This window comes from Sphingomonas sp. S1-29, from assembly GCF_026167545.1.
In the GTDB taxonomy this organism is placed as follows: domain Bacteria; phylum Pseudomonadota; class Alphaproteobacteria; order Sphingomonadales; family Sphingomonadaceae; genus Sphingomonas.
Map to the genome: position 1 here is coordinate 1,643,681 of NZ_CP110678.1, position 16,546 is coordinate 1,660,226.

Consider the following 16,546-nt stretch of genomic DNA (forward strand, 5'->3'; position numbering starts at 1 on the left):
AAGACATCTGCCAACGCTCGACCCGATCGGCCCACCCAAAGCGCCTTCGCTCACCCCACCCTGAAGATGCAGGCGATCGTCCGGGCGGGCGTGGCATGAGCGCGGGGCGTTTCCTCACGACGCATGTCGGCAGCCTGCCACGCCAGGACGATCTGATCGCGCTGATGTTCGCGCGCGAGGAAGGGCTGCCGCTCGATCCCGTCGCGGTCGAGGCGCGGGTCGTCGCGGCGGTCGAGGGTGTCGTCGCCTGCCAGGCCGCCGCAGGGATCGACGTGATCAACGACGGCGAACGGTCGGAGCCGAGCTATGCGACCTACATCAAGGATCGCCTCAACGGATTCGGCGGCACCGGCAACAGCTATGTCTTTGCCGATGTCGAGAATTTCCCCGGCGTGAAGGCGCGCATCGCCGGCGATGCCGGGCGCAAGCATCGCAAGACCCCGGCCGGCAACGCGCCGATCACCGTCAAGGACATGACCGCGGTCGAACGCGACGTGGCGACGCTCACCACCGCGATCGACCGGCACGACGGGCGCCAGGCGTTCCTCAGCGCGGCCACGCCCGGGGTAACCGCGCCGACCAGATCGCCACCGACAAGCAAGCCGAGCGCGATCGTTTCGCCCGGCATGCGGAAGCCCAAGCGGCGCATGCCGCCGCGATGGCCGAGTACAACACCCGGCTCGAAGCCGCCCGCGCGGCCCGCCATCGCTGGGAGCGCGACGTCATCGCCTGCAACGCCGGCGACCGGCGCCGCTGCGGCCCGCCGGTCGCGCCAAACTGACGGTGCGCGATCGAGCGTGACGCCGGGGACGCTCGCATGCCGCCCTTGCAGCACAGCAAGCGCGACGGGCGCAAGAGCCCGACCTCCTAACGACAGTTGCGCTTGCAGGTGAGCGACCAATGCGCACACACGCCAAGGCCGTTGTCGGGCTAACTACTCAACAACATCCCCGCCGATCGATGGCCCGCCGCGATCTGCCGGGTCGGAGCCGCGTCTCGCGCGTACAGGTGGCGTGTGCGCAGCCGAGCAGGCGCGGATCGCTCGGAGCATGCTCGGAACCGCGTGGCAGGGGGATCGTCACGCTGCCCCCGCCGCACAATCCGACCATCAGACCTTGCGGCTGCGCTACCGCAACCGGCGACAGCACCAGCGTCAGCACCGCGGGGAACGCCGCCAGCGCGTAATAGGCCGGTCGATTTGTGCCGCCACCCGCGCTGCCGCGTCGCGCAATCATAGTCCCATCGCCAGCATCGAGGGGCGCAGCGTGCGCGGTGCGGTCGCTTCGCTTTGGCGTACTGCGATGAAGGATGCGGTGACGCCGGCGGGTGCGTGCACGCCATGCGCCACGACCCGGATCACCGTTCCGAGCAGGCTTGGGACCTGCCCGACGCCATCGGGCCAGGCATAGCCCGACACGCCATGATAGTCGTAGCGCCAACCCTGCGTCGGAGTGCCGACGATCCCGCTGCCGACGATCGAAAACGCGAAGGGATCGCGGGCGACGACCATCCCGTCGAGCGCGAGCGCATAGCCCTGCCCCATGCCGAGCCCGCCAACGAACCGGCCCGCGCTTTCGGCTTCGAAGTCGAAAATCCCCTCACCGAAGATCAACGCCAAGGCTGCCGCGGCGGCATCGCCGATCAGCGCCGAATCGTTGATAAAGCTGCGATAGGTCCATTTTCCTTCAAGCATGCGGTGTTCCCGCCCCCGACTTTCCCTGCAGGTACGATCGCAATACCATACTAAATGCAATTCGCTGAGACACGATCAAGCTATTCTGGCGCAATATCCGGTACCGCCTCGGCGCTGTGATTTGTAGCTTGTAAATCGCTTAGCTGCGAACCTTTACAGCTCGGGGCGAGATTACATTAGGATGGCATATAGAGTTTGGGGGAGCGCATCATGGGCGTCGGAATTCGCAGATCGATTGCCGATATTCAGGCCGACTATGACAGCGGCAATAAAACCGAGCTCGAGAATTTGATGCGCGCGTGGCGGGGGATCCAGGCGCTCGATCCCGCCGACCTGCGTTCCTTCTTCGTCCTCGGCGGCTATCATGGCGAACCGTTCCGCGGACCCGGTGCGACCGACCCCAGTTGGTGGGGCGGATACTGCCAGCACGGCACCGTACTCTTCCCCACATGGCACCGCGTCTATCTCCACGCGCTCGAACGGGCGCTGCAGAGCATTCCTGGCTGCGAAAGCGTGATGCTGCCCTTCTGGGACGAATGCAGCCAGGATTCGCAGGCAAACGGCATTCCGCGCGCGCTGACCGACGAACATTTCGAGCTCGACGGCGTATCGATCGACAATCCGCTGCGCTCGTTCACGCTGCCGGTCGGGATCGTCGACACCGTCCAGGGCGACAACGCGCTCTACAGCAAGCCCGCCGGCTACGAGACGGTGCGGTACCCGCTATCGGGGCTGGTCGGAACGGTGGCCGATCAGGCGGCAACCGCCGCGCACAACGCCAAATTCCCGAGCTACGCCGCCAACGTCAAGATATTGAACGCCAACATCGTCTCCTGGCTGACCTCGACGATCGTCATCGCGGGGAACCCGATGGGCGAAGTCTACAGCAAGTTCGTGGCGTGCCTGAACGCGCCGACCTACACGCTCTTTTCGAATACGACCTCGCAAGGCGCCTGGAACAACGCCCACCCGACCAATCCGGTGCGCGCGCTCGAAAGCCCGCACAACAGCATGCACTTGGCGGTCGGCGGCTTCGACATTCCGGGTCAGGGCGACATGTCGCCGATCGACGGCGCCAATGGCGACATGGGGGAAAATGATACCGCCGGGCTCGATCCGATCTTCTTCTTCCATCACTCCTTCATCGATTATGTGTTCTGGACCTGGCAGCGCCGCAACGGCGCGACGACGTCCTTCACGATCGATTCGAGCGATCCCGGCGCGGCATATGGCGCGAACAATCCACCGCCCGCCGGTGGCGAGCCCGACCAGCCGATCACGATGGACACGCCGCTCAACCCCTTCACCAAGCCCGACGGCAGCGTGTACACCTCGAACGACTGCATCGATATCGAGACACAGCTGGGCTATGGCTACGGTCCCGGATCGCTCGACAGCTACGCCCACGCATCGGAACAGCATGAAGCGCTGATGCTGACCCGGCGCAGCGACGACGAGCGCACGCTGCACGTCGCCGGGGTCGATCGCTCCAAGATCCGCGGATCGTTCCTCATCTCCGCTTATGCCGAGGTCGACGGCGAGCGCCGCCTGCTCGGCCATGAGGCGGTACTCAGCCGCTGGCATGTCGAGGGCTGCGCCAATTGCCAGACGCACCTGAAGGCGTCGGCCGACTTCCGCCTCACCGCCGATGCCGCGGCGCAGGGCAAGGTCGAAGTCGAGATCCGGACGCGTCAGGGCGCGCTGGGCGGCGGCCCGCGCATGCTGCGCAAATCGACCATCGCGGCCGCCGCGCTGACCGAGGCGGCAGAGCCGTTCACGCTAGAGATTCGGTGATCGCCGGCGATCCAGCCTTGCGGTCTGTCCGCATGCGCCCAAGCAGCTCAAGCGAACCCGATGCCAGATGTTCGAAGATGCGCCTCAGCGCCGCAACGTTATAGTCGTCATCTGCGCCTTCAAGCGCGTCCTGCAGCACCGTGCGGCTGTCGTCGGCTTCGATCCGCTCCATCTCCAATTCGGGTACAGGAGCTCACGGTTTTCTTCACTGCGGTGGACGATCTGGTGGCCGATCTGATCGACCAGGACGACGGGGTGTCATCGGACTGGATCCGCAAGCTGCCCGACGGCACGCTGCTGCTCGATGGCGAGGTAACGCTCGCCGAACTCGAGGAAGACCATGGCATCATGCTCGACCACCCCGAGGTGACGACCGTTGCCGGGCTGTTCCTGGCCGAGAGCGGGGTGTTACCCGACATCGGCGACCGGCTGGAGCGCGGCGGCGTGCGGCTCGTGGCCGAAGATGTGCAGGGCATGAAGATCGTGCGCGTTCGGCTGGAGCGGACCTAGCCGCCTTCCCTTCGCCCTCGCACGACGCTGCCACGCCTTCTTTGGCCAAGAGGGCGGAGCGGCCCTTCCCGCTCCGCCCGCCCGATCACTTGCCGCCGAAGGTCACGCGCAGCCCGAGGCTCGCCGACAGCTGATATTCCTCGAACTGGACATTGACGCCGCGATTGCCGGCATAGCGGTAGAGCGGCCGGTCGTTGAGGTTCGAGACCTGGCCGAACACCCGCACGCCGGGCGTCACCTGGTACGCGGCGGTCAGGTCGATCTGCAGATGCTCGTCGATGAACACGTCGCCTACCGGATCGGTCGGGTCGCCGATCTCGTCGAGGATGCGGTCGCGGTACGACAGCGCGGCGCGGAATTGGAAGCCGTATTTGTCATAGCCGATCGATGCGTTGGCGGTGTGGCGCGACTGGAACGGCAGCACCGAATCGCGCGTGGTGCCGTCGGGCAGCGGCACGCGCGCAGTGGCGTCGGTGAAGGTGTAGTTCGCCGCGATCAGCAGCCCGTCGAGCGGCGATGGCAGGAAGTCGAGATCCTGCTGGATGTTCGCCTCGAACCCCAGCACGTCGGCGCGCTCGCCGTTGATGAAGGTGCTGTAGACGTCGAAGCCCTCGAACCCGTCGGTGCCCGCGAGATCGATGCCGAAGGTCGGGTTCTGCAGCCGCTTGTAGAAGGCGCCCGCCGAGATCACCGAAGAGCTACCGGGGTAATATTCGACGCCGACGTCGAAATTGTCGGCCTTGAAGCGCTCGAGGTCGGGATTGCCCGCCTCGGCCTCGATCACGCCTTCGTCGTCGCGCTCGAACAAGGCCGCGGGGCGGTTCTGTTCGTAGATCGGGCGAACGACTGCGCGGAAATAGGCGGCGCGCAGCTGCAGCCTTTCGCTCGCCCGCCAACGTGCGTTCAGGCTCGGCAGAAAATCGGTGTAGCTGTCGTCGATACGGATCGCGCCGAGCGACAATTCGCCGGCTTCCTCGTCGAGCGTCACTTCGTTGCCGCGCGCGGCATATTCGGTATGCTCGACGCGCAACCCGCCCACCAGTCGTAGGTCGCCCAGATCGACGGTGCCCATCAGATAGCCGGCATAAATGTCCTCGGTGACGCGGTAATCCTCGGCGTTCGAATCGATGAAGCTGCCTTCCTCGTCGACATCGTCGTCGAACGGCGCCTGGTTGGCGCGGACGAAATCGGCGACCGCGCGCGGATCGTTCTGCGGCGCAATCAGCCCCAGCGGATAATCGATGTCGGGGTTGAGGAAGTCGGCCACGGTCGCGTCGAGATCGGCACCGCCATAGATTCGCGCATTGAGGTTCGACGTGCGGCTGCGCAGTGCGACCTTGGCGCCGGTCTTGATCGCGCCGGGCAGATCACCGAACGCGCCGTCGAGGGTGAAATCGATCCGCCCCGAGTAACGCTGGTCGAGCGTGCGCGAATCCTCGCGGATCACTTCGTCAAGTTCATAGGCCGAGGGATCGGCGAAGCCGCCACCCTGGGTGATGATCAGCGGGCGACGCGGATCGGACAGGTCGGTGCCGACGAGCGTGTCGGTGTCGCTGAAATCGGCAACGAAGATCGATTCGGCGTAATCGGGATTGTCCTCGCCCGCCTGCGAATAATCGATCTGGTAATCGACCAACAGATCGCCCGATCGGTTCTGGCCGCCGAACGCGACCGAATAGATCGTCTGCGTTTCCTTGCGCTGGCTGGCGTAGCTTTCGACTTCCTGGTTCGCGAGCAACAGCCGCGTCGGCCCCGCCTCGACGATATTGTCGCCGTCGTCGGGATTGGGTTCGACGATCGTCCCGCCCTGGCGCTCGTCATCGGTGAAGCGCGAATAGAGCTGGCGAACGTAGAAGGACACATTGTCGTTCACGCGCCAATCGAGGTTCAGCGTCGCGCCGAGCCGCTTGCGGCTGAGCACATAATCGCGTGGCTCGGCGGTCACGGGGAACAGCGTGCCGTCGATCTCGTCGACCTGGCCGTCGCCATTCTCGATCCCGTCGGATCCCAGCTGGCGATCGAAATAGCTCACCGCGCCATAGATGCCGATCTCGCCGACGTCGGTTTCGAAGATGTTCGAGGCGGCGGCGCTCAGCCGCGGGCTGACCTTGTCGCGCAGCTGGTTGTAATGCCCCTCGGCGCTGCCTGTGGCATAGAGGCCGCTGCGATCGAAGGCGGTCGCGCTTTCGATCTGGATCGTGCCGCCGATCGAATTTGCGTCGAGATCGGGGGTGAGGCTCTTCACCACCGTCAGCTTCGACAGCACGTCCGATGGAATGACGTCGAGCGCGACCTGGCGCTGGTCGCCCTCGGCCGAGGGCAGATCGATGCCGTTGACCGTGACCGCGTTCAAATTCGGGTTGATGCCGCGCACCGAGATGAAGCGCCCCTCGCCCTGATCGCGGTTGATCGCGACGCCGGGGATGCGCTGAGCAGCCTCGGTGACGTTCTGGTCGGGGAACTGGCCGATAAAGTCGGCCGAGACACCGTCCTGCACGCGCGACGAATTGCGCTTGTCGTTGATCGCCGACGACAGGTTTGCGCGCGATCCGACGATCAGGATATTGTCGGCGCTGTCGACATCGGCCCCCACCGCGATCGCAACGTCGGCGCGGCCGCCCGCAGCCACGCTGACCGACACGGTTTCGGCGGGCGCACCAAGATAGCTGACGCGAAGCGTATAGTCGCTCGCCGGCACACCCGCGAAGGTGAAGCGCCCATCGTCCTGCGTCGTCGTCCGACGGCCGAGCTCGACGATCTCGACCTCGGCATCGCCGAAGAACGCGCTTTCGGTGCGGTCGCCGACGCGGCCCGCGATCGTGCCCGTCGCGACCTGCTGCGCCTGCGCCGCCGGGGTAAGCCCTGGCGCTGCGCCCACGAGAAGGGCACCCATCGCCGCGCCGAAGGCGAGCGCGCGCAGCCGCTGCGTCGATGTCATAGAAATTCCCCTGAATGCGAGGCCCCCGCGCCTCTTTATCGGCGAGCCCTAGCTGCACGGGGTGACAGTTTGATCACTGATCAAAGACACTTACGTTGCGTTCGCCGTCACGAAACTGAAAGGCCGGGCTTCCAAAGAGGGCCCATCAAAAAGGGGAAATGACATGCGCGCATTCTTGATCGGCGCCGGCGCGGCGCTATCGTTGGGCGGTTGCGCCGCGACGATGCCCAATCCCCCCTGGGCGGTGGGCGAGCAGCCCGCCTTGGTGCAGGCGCGCGTCGAAACGGTCGTCGATACCGATCCCACCGTCGATGCCGATGATCCGGCGCTGTGGGCGGACGCCAAGAACCCAGCGCGCGCGGTCATGTTCGGGACCGACAAAACCGATGGGCTGTACGTCCACAATATGGACGGCACGGTGCGCCAATTCCTGCCCAGCGGTCCGCTAAACAATGTCGACACCCGCACCGGCTTCGTCGTCGATGGCCGCGAACAGGTGCTGGTCGCCGCGACCAACGACGGCAAGATGGGGATCAACCTGTATCTGTTCGATCCCGCGACGATGGTGACGCGCGACTGGGGGTTCGTCGCCACCGACATGGGCGAGCCCTATGGTTCGTGCATGGGCCGCAGCGGCGACGATTTCTACCTGATCGCCAACAACAAGCTAGGCGATATCAAGCAATGGCGCGTCCGCGCCGGCGCCAGCGGCCCCGAGGTCACCTTGCTGGGGTCGCGCAAGCTGGCGAGCCAGCTCGAAGGCTGCGTGTCCGACGACGTCAATGGCGTGCTGTATGTCGGCGAAGAGGATGTCGGCATCTGGGCCTTCCCCCTCGACGCGACGATCACCGCCGAACCCCGCTCCGTCGCGCGCGTCGATCGCAAGCGGATCACCGATGATGTTGAGGGGCTGACGATTATGCAGGACGGCGATTCGCGCTACCTGATCGCATCGTCGCAGGGCGATAGCACCTTCGCGGTGTTCCGCATCGCCGATGGTATCGAAACCTATGTCGGACGCTTCGCGGTAATCGACGGCGTCACGATCGACGGCGTCACCGAAACCGACGGCGTTGATGCCTGGTCGGGCCCGATCGGCCCATTTGCCGAAGGCGCGCTGGCGATGCACGACGATCGCGACGGCAACGGACCGCAGCAGAACTTCAAGATCGTCGACTGGCGCGACGTCCGCGCGGCGCTGAATCTCGTAGCTCCGTCGCGCTGATCACCGACATCTCAGGCGTTCGGTCCGGATAGACCTACCCACGGCCCACCCATAAGCACCGCTACAATAGCCCTTTGACATATTGCTCGGGCTTGCTGCTTCGAGCGTGCCGCTTACCGCTGATCAGGACATATAGCCCATTGGATAACTGCCGAACTTGCTCAGAGGTCGTACGTTGCCGCAACCTATAAGAGCGGGGTTCACGATAGCGGTAGCTTCCTGCCGGTCATTTTGAGAGACGTTTCCGAGCCGGGGCTTACCCTGATGTCCTCGAACGTGAATGAACGACCAAAGCCAAAGGCATGTAATTCTACAGCGGACTTGCCGCTATCCACCCGTCGTTGTCGGCAATGCTGCATGAACGAATGGCGGCCTTCGGGAATGACCAGCGGCACGGCGAACGATCGGGATCGGGGCGCGTAGCTGACGCGCCGAAGCCGGCCAACGAACGTCCGCTTTCCTAGGTTGACCACTCCAAAGCGGTCATTCCGGTTTCCACCCATTTCGCCGCTTGGAATAGCTCAAAGGCATTGCGGCCCATAAGCGTCTGCTAAAATGTAAGCTAGCGGTTGAGCGATCAAAATACCGCTTCAAAGCCAGTGGGTTAGGCGCAGATCAGGGCTGCTCTTCTAACCGGGTTCCCCCAGGCGCAGCGCCGGTGAAACGCGACGACATGGCAATGGCGTGTGCGCGTCTTGCGCCTCTGGCGATCAGGACGACAATCGCGCCGGTTCGGCGAGAATGGGTGGGCGGCTATGCGCCCGCCCCCTCGCCTGCCCTTACTTACGCTGCTTGCGCGCCGCGTAGCGCGCGTCGCGCGCGGCTTTCTTGTCGATCTCGGCCTGTTCGGCGTCCTTGGCGGCCTGGAGGATTGCGGCTTCGGCTTCGGCGGCCTTGGCGATCTTCTCGGCTTCGGCGGCTTCCTTGGCGGCGATCTTTTCGCGCTGGCGCTCGGCGGCGGCGGCTTCGCGGCGTTCGGCGGCGGCGAGGCGCTCGGCAACCACGGCCGGATCCATCGGCGGCTTGGCGCGCAGCTTTTCGAGCGCCTTTTCCTTGGCCTGCTTCGACAGGGCCTGGCGCTCTTGGAAATCGGGGGCTTTGTACGCACTCATGAGGGGCAAATCACTCCGTTGGTTCGAGGCCGCGCGCCGAGGATTCGAGCCGCGCTGGCGTCGAGCAGGGTCGCCCTAGGGCAATTCGGCAGCAATGTCGCCCCCGATAGGGGCAAAAACGGCTATATTCCGCCCGCGGCGATTTCGCGACCCTGCGCTTCGAGCCGCGCGGTCAGGTCGGCGATGCAGGTATCGACCACGCCCGCGTCGGTGGCGCGCACGACGAAATTGGCGCCGACCTTGCCCTCGCGGAAGAAGGGATAGCTGCCGATCGACACCCCGTCATGCGCCGCCTCGACCGTGCGCAGCAGCTCGGCGACCTCGCTTTCGGCGACCCAGCAGCCGATCGTCCGGCTGACCACCGGGCGCCCGCCCTCGAGCGTGCCGGTGAGCGAATCGAGCATTTGCGCGGCAATGTGCGGCACGCCGGCAAGGATGAAGAGATTGCCGAAGCGGATCCCCGGCGCGCCCGACATCGCGTTGGCGATCAGCTCGGCGCCTTGCGGCACGCGCGCCATCCGCAGCCGCGCATCGGTGATCCCGCCGCGGTTCGCATAATGCGCCTCGAGCATCGCGCGCGCCTCGGGGTGGACCACCACCGGCACCCCCAATGCCTGCGCGATCGCGTCGACGGTGATGTCGTCATGCGTCGGGCCGATCCCGCCGGTGGTGAAGCAATAATCGCAGCGGCTGCGCAGCGCATCGACCGCCTCGCCGATCGCCGCAGCGGTATCGCCGACCACGCGCACCTCGGCCAGCCGGATGCCCTGCACGTTGAGCCAGCTCGCCAGCTGCGCGACATTCTTGTCCTGCGTGCGGCCCGAGAGAATCTCGTCGCCGATCACCACCAGCCCTGCGGTCCAGATGCGTTCGCCCATGACTTTGGCGCATAGCCCAGCCGCCTCCCCTCGCAAAGTCGGGCTTTGGGCGTTATGTGCGGTGCATGACCAATTATGTAACCGTCGCGCCCGACGCGCCGCTGTCGCGCGATGGCGCGATCCATCTGTACGGCGCCGATGCGTTCGAAGGGATGCGTCCCGCCGGGCGGCTCGCCGCCGAAATCCTCGATTCGATCGTGCCGCTGATGGTGCCCGGCGCGCTCACCCGCGACATCGACGATGCGATCCGCGTCCAGATGCTCGCGGCGGGCGCGGTGCCGGCGACGCTTGGCTATCGCGGCTATACGCATAGCAGCTGCATCTCGATCAACCATGTCGTGTGCCACGGCATCCCGTCGGAGCGGACGCTGAAGGACGGCGACATCGTCAATGTCGACGTCACCCCGTTGCTCAATGGCTGGCACGGCGATTCGAGCCGGATGTACCTGATCGGCGACGTGCCGCTGAAGGCGCGGCGGCTGGTCGATGTGACTTATGAATGCCTGATGCTGGGGATCGAACAGGCGGTGCCGGGCAATCACATGGGCGACGTCGCGCATGCGATCCAGCGCCATGCCGAGCAGCATCGCTATGGCGTGGTGCGCGATTTTTGCGGCCATGGCGTGGGGCGACTGTTCCACGACGCCCCCGAGGTCGTCCATGTCGGCCGCCCCGGCACCGGCCCCGAATTGCGCCCCGGGATGATCTTCACGATCGAACCGATGATCAACATCGGCCGCGCCGACGTGAAATTGCTCGACGACGGTTGGACCGCGGTGACGCGCGACCGCAGCCTGTCGGCGCAGTTCGAGCATACGATCGCGATCACCGAGACGGGGTGCGAGATCTTCACGCTGAGCCCGGCGGGGATGCACCAGCCGCCCTACGCCTGAACCGACGGCTCCAACTGCCCGGTTAGCGGGCAGCGGGCGCGCGATGCCCGCTTTTGCGGCACCCGATTGGCCTTGCGCTTTGGCGTTCAGCGAGCGAAAATCGTGCTTGTCGGCTTTGGCACGATTTTTGAAACCGCCTCGGCGAGATTTGGGGGAAAGCGTGAAAAAGATCGAAGCCATCATCAAGCCGTTCAAGCTCGATGAGGTGAAGGAGGCGCTGCACGACGTCGGCGTATCGGGCATCACCGTGACCGAGGCCAAGGGCTTCGGCCGGCAGAAAGGCCACACCGAACTCTATCGCGGCGCCGAATATGTCGTCGATTTCCTGCCCAAGGTGAAGCTCGAGGTGATCGTCGAGGACGGCCTGGCCGAGCGCGTGGTCGAGGCGATCGCCGCGGCGGCGCAGACCGGGCGGATCGGCGACGGCAAGATCTTCGTCAGCCATGTCGAGACCGCACTGCGCATCCGTACCGGCGAGCGCAACGAAGACGCGATCTAGGACGACCGGCATTTGACGCGACGCAGCATCCTGTGAAAAGGAGGGCGACGCGAAACATCCTTGCGCGACTCGTGCGCGCGACTTTGCGAACCGAACGAACCGAAAGGGACTGACACGATGGCCACCGACGCCGGCGAAATTCTGAAGCGGATGAAGGAAGAAGAGATCGAGTGGGTCGATCTGCGCTTCACCGATCCCAAGGGTAAGTGGCAGCATCTGACGATGGTTGCCGGCCTGCTGGGCGAAGACGAGCTGACCGACGGCCTGATGTTCGACGGCTCCTCGATCGCCGGCTGGAAGGCGATCAACGAGAGCGACATGACGCTGATGCCCGATCTGGATGCGGTCTATACCGATCCGTTCTCGGCGACGCCGATGCTGATCATCTTCTGCGACGTCGTCGAGCCCTCGACCGGCGAGCTCTATGCCCGCGATCCGCGCTCGACCGCCAAGCGCGCCGAGGCGTATCTCAAGAACACCGGGATCGGCGACACCGTCTATGTCGGCCCCGAAGCCGAATTCTTCATGTTCGACGACGTCCGGTTCGAGAACGCCTACAACACCAGCTATTTCCAGATCGACGATATCGAGCTGCCGACCAACACCGGTCGGGTGTATGAAGCCGGCAACATGGGCCATCGTCCGCGTGCCAAGGGCGGCTATTTCCCCGTCGCGCCGGTCGACAGCGCGGTCGACATCCGCGCCGAGATGGTCTCGACGATGATCGAGATGGGCCTGCCCTGCGACAAGCATCACCATGAAGTCGCCGCCGCGCAGCACGAGCTTGGCCTGACCTTCGGCACGCTGACGCAGACCGCCGACCGGATGCAGATCTACAAGTATGTCGTGCATCAGGTCGCGCATGCCTATGGCAAGTCGGCGACGTTCATGCCCAAGCCGATCAAGGAAGATAACGGCTCGGGGATGCACACGCATTTCTCGATCTGGAACGGCAAGGAGCCGTTGTTCGCGGGCAATGGCTATGCCGGCCTGTCGGAAATGTGCCTGTATTTCATCGGCGGCATCATCAAGCATGCCAAGGCGGTCAACGCCTTCACCAACCCGTCGACCAACAGCTACAAGCGGCTGGTGCCGGGCTATGAAGCGCCGGTGCTGCTCGCCTATTCGGCGCGCAACCGTTCGGCGTCGTGCCGCATTCCTTATGGCACCGGGCCGAAGTCGAAGCGCGTCGAGGTTCGCTTCCCCGATGCGCTGGCCAACCCCTATCTCGCTTATGCGGCGCTGATGATGGCTGGCCTCGACGGCATCCAGAACAAGATCCATCCGGGCGAAGCGATGGACAAGAATCTGTACGACCTGCCGCCCGCCGAGCTGGCCGAAGTCCCCACCGTCTGCGCGTCGCTGCGCGAGGCACTCGAGAGCCTGGCCGCCGACCACGACTTCCTGCTCAAGGGCGACGTGTTCAGCAAGGAGCAGATCGAGAGCTATATCGAGCTGAAGTACGAGGACGTGGCGCGCTGGGAAATGACCCCGAGCCCGGTCGAGTACGACATGTACTACAGCTCGTAAGCCGCGGCGTTGCCGTGACCGAGCGATGACGAGGGCGGCGGGAGCGATCCTGCCGCCCTTTTTGGTTTCGCACCGACAGCGCGCTAACCCCTCCCCCGTTCGTGCTGAGCTTGTCGAAGCACCGTCCTTCTTTTGCCAGCGGTCCGCGAAGAAAGAACAGTGCTTCGACAAGCTCAGCACGAACGGACTGGGGGGTATCGTCCGCGCACCCAAAAAGTTAGGCTCGCCCCATGACCCGTCCCGCCCTCGCCGCGCTCGCCCTGCTCCTTGCCACCCCCGCCGCCGCGCAAACCGCGCCGCAGGTCGCTGCGATGCGTCAGACCGTCGCCGCCGAAACCGCGCGCCACGAAGCGCTGCTCCAGAAGCTGGTCGAGCAGAATTCGGGCACGCTCAACCTTGCCGGGGTAAAGGTGGTCGGCGACATGATGCGCGCCGAGCTTGAGCCGCTGGGCTTCAAGGTCGATTGGGTCGATCAATCGGCGGTCGGGCGCGCGGGGCATCTGGTCGCCACGCACAAGGGCAACGGGCGTGGCAAGCGCATCCTGATGATCGGCCATCTCGACACGGTGTTCGAACCGACCTCGCCGTTCCAGGCGTATAAAGTCGAAGGTCGCCGCGCGGTCGGCCCCGGCGTCGGCGACGACAAGGGCGGGATGGTCGTGATCGTCGCGGCGTTGCGCGCGATGCAGGCGGCGGGCACGCTCAAGGACGCCGACATCACCGTGGTGCTCACCGGCGACGAGGAACGCACCGGCCGTCCCGCGATCCAGGCGCGCGAGGCGCTGATCGCGGCGGGCAAGGCGAGCGACGTCGCGCTCGAATATGAAGGCCTCGCGGTCGAGGGCGGCACCGAATATGGCACCGTCGCGCGGCGCAGCTCGACCAGTTGGGAATTGCGCACCAGCGGCAAGACCGGCCATTCGAGCGGGGTGTTCGGCAAGGCACTGGGCTATGGTGCGATCTACGAGATGGCGCGGATCCTCGACGGCTTCCGCCGCGAGCTGCCCGAGCCCAACCTCACCTATAATGTCGGCGTGCTCGCGGGCGGCACGCCGGCCGCGATTGACGCCGCCGGGGTCACCGCGACGGGCAGCGGCAAGACCAACATCGTCGCCGAAACCGCGATCGCGCGCGGCGATCTTCGCACGCTGACTCCCGAGCAGGACAGATCGGTACGCGCCAAGATGGCGACGATCGTCGCGGCGCATCTGCCGCAGACCGGCGCGACGCTGACCTTCTTCGACGGGATGCCGCCAATGGCCCCGAGCGAGGGCAACCGCGCGCTGCTGGCGACGCTCAACGCGGTCAATCGCGACCTGAAACTGCCCGAAATGCCCGAATACGACCCCGCCAAGCGCGGTGCCGCCGATTCGGGCTGGGTCGCCGCCGACGTGCCGACGCTCGCCGGGCTGGGCGCGGTGGGCGGCGCGGCGCATGCCGAGGGCGAATGGCTCGACCTCGACAGCCTGCCGCGCCAGGCGCTGCGCAATGCGGCGTTCCTGACGCGATTGGCGGGGGAGAAGCGCTGACCGCCCCCACCCACTCCGTTCGTGCTGAGTAGCGACCGAGTAGGCGAAGCCGTATCGAGGGCGCGTATCGAAGTACCTGCCCGACAACGGTCCTTCGATACGCCGCTTCGATACGCTGCTGCGCAGCTACTCAGCGGCTACTCAGGACGAACGGGGGCGTTGCTGACTCAAGGCAGCAGCACCGTGCTCCCCGTCGTCTCCCCAGCTTCGATCGCTCGATGCGCCTGCGCGACATCCGCCAGCGCAAACGTCTGCCCGACATGCGCCGCGATCGCGCCGTCGCGCAGCATCGCGAACACCCGGTCGGCGGCCTGCTGCCGCGCATGGTGCGTCGTCGCATAGTCGAACAAGGTCGGGCGGGTGACGAACAGCGATCCCTTCGCCGCCAGCACCCCCAGATTGACGCCATCGACCGGACCGCTGGCGTTGCCATAGCTGACGATCAGCCCGCGCCGCGCCGCGCTGTCGAGCGAGGCGGCCCAGGTCGCCTTGCCGACCCCGTCGAACACCACCGGCACTCCGGCACCATCGGTGATGGCACGCACCCGCGCGGCGATATCCTCGCTGCGGTGGAGGATGACATGATCGGCACCCGCCTGGCGCGCCTGGTCGGCCTTCGCTTCGCTACCCACCACGCCGATCACCGTAGCACCGATCGCCTTGAGCCAGCCGACCAGCAACAGCCCCACCCCGCCCGCGGCGGCATGGACCAGCACCGTCTGCCCGGCCTGCACCTTCGCGCATGGCTCGATCAGGAACCACGCGGTCGCGCCCTTGAGCATCAGCGCCGCCGCGTCGGTGTCGGCGACGTCGTCGGGCAGCCGGACCAATTGATCGACTGCGACATTGCGCGCGGTCGCATACGCCCCGCGCGCCGGACCGAAGGTGCCGACGCGGTCGCCGATCGCGAAGCCCTCGACGCCCTTGCCCAGCGCATCGATCACCCCGGCACCTTCGGCACCCAGCACCGCAGGGAACTCGACCGGGTACAGCCCGCCGCGATGATAGGTGTCGATATAGTTCAGCCCGATCGCGGTGGCGCGTAGCCGCACCTCACCCGCGGCGGGGGGCGGCAGATCGACCTGCACCCATTCGAACGCATCGGGACCGCCGGTGGCGGCAAGCCGCTGGACCCAGGCGGCGCTCATGCTGGCTGCCCGTTCGACGCCGACAGCCCACCATCGACCGGCAACGTCACCCCCGAGATGAAGCCGGCATCCTCGCTGGCGAGGAAGGCGATCGCCGCCGCCAGATCCTCGGGTTCGCCGATCCGGCCGAGCGGGATACGCTCGACGAAACTCGCCACGGTCTTTTCGTCCATATAGTCCTCGGTCATGCCTGTCCGGGTGAAGGTAGGCGCGACCGCGTTGACTCGCACGCCCTGTTTGCCGTGATCGAGCGCCATCGCGCGCGTCAGGTTGGTGACTGCGCCTTTCGATGCATTGTACGCCGCCTTCTCCCAATCGCCGCCCAGCCCCGACACCGATCCGGTGTTGACGATCGATCCCTTGGCGGTTGCCAGATACGGCATGGCGTGGCGCGACAGCGCAAAGACGCCGAGCACGTTGACCCGCAGCACGCGTTCGAAATCGGCGGGGCTGGTCTTGGTGATCGATCCTTCGGGCGCGACCCCGGCATTGTTGACCAATACGTCGATCCCGCCGAAGCGCGCGACCGCGGCTTCGGCAATATCCTTGCACGCCGCATCGTCGCCGACATCGGCGACGTGGCACAGCACCCGATCGCCGTTGGCAAACGCCGCGTGCAGCGCGTCGCGCTCGATATCGACCGCGACGAGGTTCGCCCCTTCGGCGAGGAACCGCTCGGCGGTCGCCTTGCCGATGCCGGATGCGGCGCCGGTGACGATCACCGTCTTGCCCTGAAATCGCGTCATGCCATTCTCCAAAAGTCGTTTGCGCCCGAACGCGGCGGGACGGTTTCGGGT

At 65.7% G+C, this 16,546-nt stretch carries 15 protein-coding genes; 8 read left to right on the top strand and 7 right to left on the bottom strand.

The features are described from left to right. The first annotated feature begins 95 nt into the window (after positions 1-95). Positions 96-893, top strand: a complete 798-nt coding sequence (locus OKW76_RS07805) for a hypothetical protein (RefSeq protein ID WP_265552623.1) — start codon at positions 96-98, stop codon at positions 891-893. Positions 894-1,231: 338 nt separating this feature from the next. Here the strand turns inward: OKW76_RS07805 and OKW76_RS07810 are convergent, their stop codons facing one another. Continuing rightward, the gene (locus OKW76_RS07810; protein ID WP_265552625.1) at positions 1,232-1,693 is read right to left on the bottom strand and encodes a hypothetical protein; all 462 of its coding nucleotides are present in this window, start codon (positions 1,691-1,693) and stop codon (positions 1,232-1,234) included. 210 nt (positions 1,694-1,903) lie between these two features. Between OKW76_RS07810 and OKW76_RS07815 the strand changes: the two genes are divergently transcribed. Further along, positions 1,904-3,487, top strand: a complete 1,584-nt coding sequence (locus tag OKW76_RS07815) for a tyrosinase family protein (RefSeq protein ID WP_265552627.1) — start codon at positions 1,904-1,906, stop codon at positions 3,485-3,487. On the opposite strand, the gene OKW76_RS07820 is transcribed toward OKW76_RS07815, so the two are convergent. Continuing rightward, positions 3,468-3,659 (bottom strand): hypothetical protein, encoded by a 192-nt coding sequence (locus tag OKW76_RS07820; protein ID WP_265552629.1) that lies wholly within the window; start codon positions 3,657-3,659, stop codon positions 3,468-3,470. The two genes, OKW76_RS07815 and OKW76_RS07820, sit on opposite strands and share 20 nt — an antisense overlap. A 41-nt stretch (positions 3,660-3,700) precedes the next feature. On the opposite strand from OKW76_RS07820, the gene OKW76_RS07825 reads away from it, so the two are divergent. Further along, positions 3,701-3,997, top strand: a complete 297-nt coding sequence (locus OKW76_RS07825; RefSeq protein WP_265552631.1) for a transporter associated domain-containing protein — start codon at positions 3,701-3,703, stop codon at positions 3,995-3,997. 85 nt (positions 3,998-4,082) lie between these two features. Here the strand turns inward: OKW76_RS07825 and OKW76_RS07830 are convergent, their stop codons facing one another. Continuing rightward, a complete protein-coding gene (locus tag OKW76_RS07830) occupies positions 4,083-6,935 on the bottom strand; it encodes a TonB-dependent receptor (protein WP_265552633.1) in 2,853 nt (950 codons plus the stop codon). A gap of 163 nt (positions 6,936-7,098) precedes the next feature. On the opposite strand from OKW76_RS07830, the gene OKW76_RS07835 reads away from it, so the two are divergent. After that, positions 7,099-8,160, top strand: a complete 1,062-nt coding sequence (locus OKW76_RS07835; RefSeq protein ID WP_265552635.1) for a phytase — start codon at positions 7,099-7,101, stop codon at positions 8,158-8,160. 779 nt (positions 8,161-8,939) lie between these two features. Here the strand turns inward: OKW76_RS07835 and OKW76_RS07840 are convergent. Both OKW76_RS07840 and OKW76_RS07845 read right to left on the bottom strand, forming a co-directional pair. After that, on the bottom strand, positions 8,940-9,272 hold the full coding sequence (locus OKW76_RS07840; protein ID WP_265552637.1) for a DUF6481 family protein: 333 nt from the start codon (positions 9,270-9,272) through the stop codon (positions 8,940-8,942). A gap of 122 nt (positions 9,273-9,394) precedes the next feature. Continuing rightward, positions 9,395-10,150 (bottom strand): competence/damage-inducible protein A, encoded by a 756-nt coding sequence (locus tag OKW76_RS07845; RefSeq protein WP_265552639.1) that lies wholly within the window; start codon positions 10,148-10,150, stop codon positions 9,395-9,397. A gap of 65 nt (positions 10,151-10,215) precedes the next feature. On the opposite strand from OKW76_RS07845, the gene map reads away from it, so the two are divergent. From map to OKW76_RS07865, 4 genes are all read left to right on the top strand, one after another. Continuing rightward, positions 10,216-11,043: a type I methionyl aminopeptidase gene (gene map / locus OKW76_RS07850; protein WP_265552641.1), complete on the top strand. Its 828-nt coding sequence runs from the start codon at positions 10,216-10,218 to the stop codon at positions 11,041-11,043. Positions 11,044-11,203: 160 nt separating this feature from the next. Beyond that, positions 11,204-11,542: a P-II family nitrogen regulator gene (locus OKW76_RS07855; RefSeq protein WP_265552644.1), complete on the top strand. Its 339-nt coding sequence runs from the start codon at positions 11,204-11,206 to the stop codon at positions 11,540-11,542. A 117-nt stretch (positions 11,543-11,659) separates the two neighbouring features. After that, positions 11,660-13,072, top strand: coding sequence for a type I glutamate--ammonia ligase (gene glnA, locus OKW76_RS07860; protein ID WP_265552647.1), 1,413 nt, complete (start codon positions 11,660-11,662; stop codon positions 13,070-13,072). Between the two features lie 230 nt (positions 13,073-13,302). After that, on the top strand, positions 13,303-14,601 hold the full coding sequence (locus tag OKW76_RS07865) for a M20/M25/M40 family metallo-hydrolase (RefSeq protein WP_265552650.1): 1,299 nt from the start codon (positions 13,303-13,305) through the stop codon (positions 14,599-14,601). 167 nt (positions 14,602-14,768) lie between these two features. Here OKW76_RS07865 and OKW76_RS07870 read toward each other — a convergent pair whose 3' ends face one another. Both OKW76_RS07870 and OKW76_RS07875 read right to left on the bottom strand, forming a co-directional pair. Further along, on the bottom strand, positions 14,769-15,749 hold the full coding sequence (locus OKW76_RS07870) for a quinone oxidoreductase family protein (protein ID WP_265552652.1): 981 nt from the start codon (positions 15,747-15,749) through the stop codon (positions 14,769-14,771). Next, the gene (locus tag OKW76_RS07875; protein WP_265552654.1) at positions 15,746-16,495 is read right to left on the bottom strand and encodes an SDR family NAD(P)-dependent oxidoreductase; all 750 of its coding nucleotides are present in this window, start codon (positions 16,493-16,495) and stop codon (positions 15,746-15,748) included. The genes OKW76_RS07870 and OKW76_RS07875 overlap by 4 nt, the downstream gene beginning before the upstream one ends. Between the last annotated feature and the right edge of the window lie 51 nt (positions 16,496-16,546).